Raw genomic sequence first — 4,919 nt, forward strand, 5'->3', positions numbered from 1 at the left:
TCGGTGTCGTAGTGCTGCACGAGCACCCCGCGGGAGTCGACGCCGTGGGCGAGGATGTCCTCCTTGATCTCGTCGGCCGCCAGCTGCCACTCGGCGGCCTGCGCCTCCTGGCCGATCATCGACGCCAGCCGCGCACCACGGTCGACGGCGACCCAGCACATGATCTTCGAGGACGTGAAGTGCTTGAGGTCCCCGCGCACCTCCCAGATGCCGGCGTCCGGCTCGCGCCACCGCTTCAGCGCCGCCTCGACCTGTTTGCCGAGGATCGGCCAGATCCGCCCGTCCAGGTGGTCGGCGACCTTCGAGTGCAGGTAGACCGAGTCCAACAAGGCGCCCCACACGTCGTGCTGCACCTGGCAGTGCGCGGCGTTGCCGACGCGCACGGGGCGCGACCCGGCATACCCCTGCAGGTGGTCGAGCGTCGACTCCGGGAGGTCACGCTCCCCGCCGATCCCGTACATGATCTGCAGGTCCTCGTCCCGCTCGGCCACGTCGGCGATGAACGAGAAGAAGTCCACGGCCTCCCAGTCGAACCCGAGCGAGTACATGGCCCACAGCGCGAAGGTCGCATCCCGGATCCACGTGTAGCGGTAGTCGTAGTTGCGCGCCCCACCGAGCGTCTCCGGCAGCGAGGTCGTCGCGGCCGCCGCGATCGCCCCCGTCGGCGAGTACGTCAATCCCTTGAGGGTCAGGGCACTTCGCTGCAGGTAGCTGCGCCACGGGTGGTCGGGGAAGCGGCCGCGCGCCAGCCAGTGCTGCCAGTGGTGCGCCGTCCACTCGAGCCGTTCGTGCGCCTCCTGGCTCGTCGTCGGCGGCGGCACCGCGCCCCACGACAAGGCGACGAACCGCTCGTCGCCCTCCCTGAGCAGCGTCCGCGCCGTCGCCTGCGCCCCCTCGAACCCGAGCCGGAGGTCCGTCGTCAGCGTCAGGGTCAGGTCGAACCCCTCGACCCTCCCCACGCCCTGGTGGTAGCCCCGGTCGGTGTAGTCCCAGTGCAGCGTCCGGCGCCCGAAGTCGAGGCACGGCTCGCACCCCATCACCGTCTGCACCTCGCCCGACACGCAGCGCACCGTCCGCAGCAGCGTGTGCTCGGCGTCGTAGTCCATCGGCGTGCGCCGGTGCTTCTGCGAGACCCCCTCGTCGTGGTGCCACGGCCCGATGAGCAGCACGTCGCGCACGATGATCCAGCCCGTCGGCGTGCCCCAGCTCGTCTCGAGCACGTTCGTGCCCGGCAGGTAGCGCCGCGCCGTCGGCACGTTGATGTCCGACGGCCCCAGCCCGAACCGCCCCGCGTGCCGCCCCAGCAGCGCGCCGAAGACGCTCGGCGAGTCCATCCGCGGCGCGCACATCCAGTCGATGTCGCCGCCCGGCGCGACGAGCGCCGTCACCTCACCGTCAGCCAGGAACCCGTAGTCCGCGATCGGCACCGTCTTGACGTGCCCCATCGGCGGCGGCTGGGTCGGCGACTCGACTGATCCGTCCATGAGCACAGCGTGCGCTCGCACGAGTGAACGGACAAGGGAAACGTATGCCGTCCGCCCCGCCGACCCGCGCCGGCGCCCTCGCCGACCCGCCTGCTCAGCTCCCCGGCTTCGCCCGCGGCCACACCGCCTGGAGGTCCTGCGGGGTCTGCACCACCGAGCCGTCCGCCGACGCGTACGCCAGGTAGCAGGCCGGCATGGCGGCGCAGTGCTCGAAGAGGATCGTCCCGTCGGGCGTCCACGTCGGGTGCATGGCCAGCGCCGGCTGCTGCAGGTGGGTCACCTGCCGCAGGCGCGTCCCGTCGGGCCGCACCGTCCAGAGGTCGTGCTCGACGTCCCCGTTCACGACGTCCGGGTCGTTGGTGGAGAACACGATGGTGTCGGTCTTCCGGCTCCAGTCCGGATACGTTCCCGGCAGGCCGGGAGCCAGCACGCGTGGCACCTGCGTCTTCGGCCGCGCCAGGTCGAGCACCGCGATCCGCGGGGACCCCGACACCGGGGCCGTCGCCGGCGCAGCTCCCGCGGGCCAGTGGGTCACCTGGACGACGAGCCGGCGACCGTCCGGCGACCACCGCGGGAAGGCGAACTCCACCAGCGGCTCCCGCGTCTCCGCGACGACGCGGCGCCGCCCCGTGGCGAGGGTGACGACCTCGACCGCATTGCGCGTGACCCTCGTCCCCGCCGCGTCCAGCTCCGTGATGGCGTAGGCGAGCTGGTCGCCCCTGGGCGAGAACGCACCGAGCCCGGCCCGCAGGCACGGCGGCGCGCACGGGACCACCTCACGGGCGCCGCTCCCGTCACTCATCGCCACCCACTGCGACGCCGTGAACGGCTGCACGTCCCGGTGCACCCGCGTGAACGCCACCCTCCGCCCGTCCGGCGACCAGTCGCCGACGATGACGCCGTTGCTCTCGCCGAGCACGTCGACCGAGGGGACGAGGATCCTGCCGCCCGTGCCGTCCGGGTGCACCATCCGCAGGTGCCCCTGCACGTTGCCGAGCACGTATGCCGTCTGCTTGACGAGCGGGGCACCCCCGGTCGCCGGGCCGCTGGGCGGGAGGGCCGACCGTGACGACGTGCTCGGGGTCGCGGCGGCGCTGGTCGGGCGCGCGAGGCTCGCGGTCGCCGGCGGCGAGGTGGTGGTCGCGGCCGACGTTGCGCCGGTGCACGCGGCCAGGGCGGACGCGACGAGCGTCACGACGACGAGGGCCCCCAAGCGGCCGGCGACTGCTGCTCTCACGACACCTCCCGGCTCGTGACGTCTCTCGCTCCGAGTGTCCTCCCCGGCGCGTGCCACGAGACCGGATTCCCCGAGACCGCCCGTGCTCCCGCTCTTGCAAGAGATCTGCAAGCCTCGGCGATTCCCCACCATCTGTCCGTGTCACGGGCGTGCACTGGGGGTAGTCGTCCATCGACGGGGAGAACTTAGGCGGTTGGCCCGTTGCGGTACGTGAACCGTCACCCGGGGCCCGGGCTCGCATCGCGAGGCGGGCCCCTTCACCACCCCTCCTCGACCGATGGCCCGGGGCGCCGCCTACGGCTGGGCTGGGTCACTTGGCGACCCAAGGCACAGGCGCGGGGAGAGGTAGAGGTGCTCCGCGCGCCCGCCCTCAGGCGACGGCGATGTCGACGAGCAGCTCGTGCGCGAGCCGCTCGAGGTCGGCGCGCAGCGCTGCGGTGTCCGACCCCAGGGGCACCCGCACGACGACGTGCGCCTCGAAGAGCAGGCCACCGGCCATCGGCGCCTCGCGGGTCTCCGTCGTCATGGTCTCGATCGACAGCTCGTGCCGGCTCAGCACCGACGACACCTCGCGGACGATCCCGGGGTTGTCGTTGCCCAGCAGGTCGACGGTCAGCCGCTGCGCCCCGCCGTCGTCCGCGACCACCGTCGCCTCGGCGCCCGGGTGCGTCGTCACCTCGAGCAGCCCCTCGAGCTGCTTCAGCGCCGCCATCAGCTCCTCGGCCCGCTCGGCCGGGACCCCGACGACGACGATGCCGGCGAACTTGCCCGCCAGCTCGGCCAGCTGGCTGTCCTCCCAGTTGCCGTCGTGCGCGGTGACGACGTCCGCGAGGGCACTGACGAGGCCGGCGCGGTCGTCGCCGATGACGGTGAGCACGAGTCTGGGCACGCTCGCAGCCTACTGACCCGGCCCCGTCGCGTCCCGGGCGAACGCCCCGGAACGCGACTCGGCGGCATACGCAATCTCTCGCGCATGCCGCCGAGCGGAGTGGTCAGGACGTCAGCAGCCCGTGGCCGGTGCCCGGAAGCCCGGGAACGGGTTGAGGTCGCCCATGAAGGTGTAGCGCCCGCCCGTGTTCGGCGTCTGGTTGGCCTCGGAGCCGGTCGCGTTCGACGGCAGCCGCAGGAACCACGGCAGCAGCGCCTCGTCCTCCGGGTGGTAGTAGCCGTCGGCGCTCATCGAGCCGTCCGGGTTCGCGCCCTGGGCGAAGGTGTTCGTGCCCTTGGCGAAACCGATCGACACGACCGGGTCACCGGTCTCGAGGACGCCCGTGCAGCCGTACTGCGGCGCGGTCGGCGTCACCCACGGGTTCACCGTGTTGTTGACGAACGGGTCGTCCGCCCACTCGGCGATCTCGTGGCTGATCGCGTGGATGTCCTGCAGCGCCCAGTTGGCGCCACCGTTCGGCCGCGAGTAGAAGCCGGGACGCACGTACGACGCCCAGGCGAACGTCTGCACCGGCGCGTTGCCCTGCGTCTTGCCGTTGCCGAGCCGGTCACCGGAGGCCTTGGTGCCGTGGTAGCCGATGATGCAGCAGTCGGCCAGCGACTTGCCCGTGTGCAGGAAGATGTTGTCGGTCAGGTAGAGCGGCAGGTGCGTCGGGTCGGCGCTCGTCTCGAGGTTGTTGATCTGAGCGGACCACCAGCCCACGTCGATGCTCGCGCCCACCACGCCGCGACCGCTCTGGATGAGACCGCCCTGGTTGCTCGGGACGGTGATCGTCACCGGCGCGAGCACGTTGGGGTTGAGGCGCAGGTGGTAGCCGCTGGTCCCGGTCTGGTCGAACTGCGCACGCATCGTCGCGTCCTGCAGCTGGAGACTCTGGCCGGCGTCCTTCTGGGAGAGCGCCCCTCCGGGCCCGCGGGCGAACTTGTCGTTCGTGGCGGCCGGCGTGTCGCCGTAGTCGTTCGTCGCGAACTGCGGCGAGGCGAGCGTCGGTCCGACCACGCCGGTGCCGTCGAAGGTCTGGCCGCCGACGACGACCTTGATCGGCGTGATGTCGACCTGGACGGTCACGTCGCAGGCCTTGCCGGAACAGGTGTGCGGGTTGGCGCCGACCATGTTGTAGCCGTAGGTCACGCCGTTCGACGGGTCTGTGGTCGTGCCGTACCAGTGCGGGATCGTCCGCGTGGTCGGCAGGACCTTGGCCCCGCCCATCGTGATCGACTCCGCCTTCAGGTCGGCGTCGTTGACCAGC

The 4,919-nt window shown here is 71.9% G+C and carries 4 protein-coding genes; all 4 read right to left on the bottom strand.

Annotated elements, in window-relative coordinates:
* Positions 1 to 1,484, bottom strand: a 1,484-nt coding sequence (locus tag ABD194_RS20205) for a glycoside hydrolase family 15 protein (RefSeq protein WP_343994851.1), incomplete at its 3' end; no start/stop codon positions are given.
* A gap of 94 nt (positions 1,485 to 1,578) precedes the next feature.
* Positions 1,579 to 2,721: a TolB family protein gene (locus ABD194_RS20210; protein WP_343994853.1), complete on the bottom strand. Its 1,143-nt coding sequence runs from the start codon at positions 2,719 to 2,721 to the stop codon at positions 1,579 to 1,581.
* 370 nt (positions 2,722 to 3,091) lie between these two features.
* Positions 3,092 to 3,610 carry a glycine cleavage system transcriptional repressor gene (locus tag ABD194_RS20215; RefSeq protein WP_343994855.1) on the bottom strand — a complete coding sequence of 173 codons (519 nt, stop codon included), beginning with the start codon at positions 3,608 to 3,610 and terminating at the stop codon, positions 3,092 to 3,094.
* A 111-nt stretch (positions 3,611 to 3,721) separates the two neighbouring features.
* Positions 3,722 to 4,919, bottom strand: a 1,198-nt coding sequence (locus ABD194_RS20220; protein ID WP_343994857.1) for a hypothetical protein, incomplete at its 5' end; no start/stop codon positions are given.

Source organism: Terrabacter terrae, assembly GCF_039529575.1.
Taxonomy (GTDB): domain Bacteria; phylum Actinomycetota; class Actinomycetes; order Actinomycetales; family Dermatophilaceae; genus Terrabacter; species Terrabacter terrae.